The sequence below is a fragment of the Duganella levis genome, from assembly GCF_009857605.1.
Lineage (GTDB): Bacteria > Pseudomonadota > Gammaproteobacteria > Burkholderiales > Burkholderiaceae_D > Rugamonas > Rugamonas levis.
Genome location: NZ_WWCT01000083.1, coordinates 1 through 918, shown reverse-complemented (window position 1 = coordinate 918; position 918 = coordinate 1). Strand labels below are relative to the sequence as shown.

Sequence of the window (918 nt, the reverse complement as noted above, 5' to 3'; positions counted from 1 at the left end):
CCCATGCCGATGGCGGCGCCTGGCTGCGGCGCGCGCTGACCGCGCTGCAGTTTGCCGCCGCCATCGGCATGGGCAGCATTGCGCTGGCGATCCTGTGGCAAACCCAGTTTGCCGCCTCAGCCTCTCCCGGCTTCGATCCGGCGCCGCTGCTGACGGCGGAACTGCCGGTCGACATCAACGATCCCGCCGGTCGTGCCTTCCGCGATGCGCTGGCGCAGCTGCCCGGCGTCACCGGCGTGGCCGACAGCAGCGACCTGCCGGGCCGCGACGACCATACCGGCACGCACGGCAGCATGACCGTCAAGCGCAACGATGGCACCGATATTGGCGTCTCGGTGCATTGGATAGGCGCCTCGTTCTTCCAGGTGTACGGCCTGCAGCCGCTGGCCGGACGCTTGTTCGACCCGCGCATCGACCAGGCGGAAAGCAAGGGCGAGGAAAGCGTGATGCTCAACCAGGCGGCGGTACGCGCATTGGGCTGGCCCTCGGCGCGCGACGCGGTGGGACAGCGCATCTACGGCACCCAGACGCGGATCGTCGGCGTGGCGCCGGACCTGCGCTGGGAGACCTTGCGCGATCCGGTGCAGCCGATCATGTATTCGCTGTCGACCAACAGCCGGCTGTTGACGGCCCGCGTGCAAGGCCCAACCGATGCGGTGGAACAGGCCATGCTGAACACGTGGCAGCGCTACTTCCCTACCCGTCCGCCGGTGATACGGCATGCGGCCAGCTACCACGCGCAAGCCTATGCGGACGATGTGCGGCTGGCGCACCTGCTGGCCTGCGCCACTGCGGTGGTGCTGGTGCTGGCGGCGTTTGGCATTTATGTGCTGGCGGCGCACAGCGTGCAGCGGCGCGCGCGCGAGATCGTGCTGCGCAAGCTGCACGGCGCCGGCCGCGCGGCGATTGCGGCGCTGG

1 protein-coding gene is annotated in these 918 nt (G+C 69.6%); it reads left to right on the top strand.

The annotated features are described in order from the left end of the window. Positions 1-918 (top strand): ABC transporter permease (locus GTP69_RS30835; protein WP_202424644.1); only part of this gene is annotated, 918 nt, incomplete at both ends.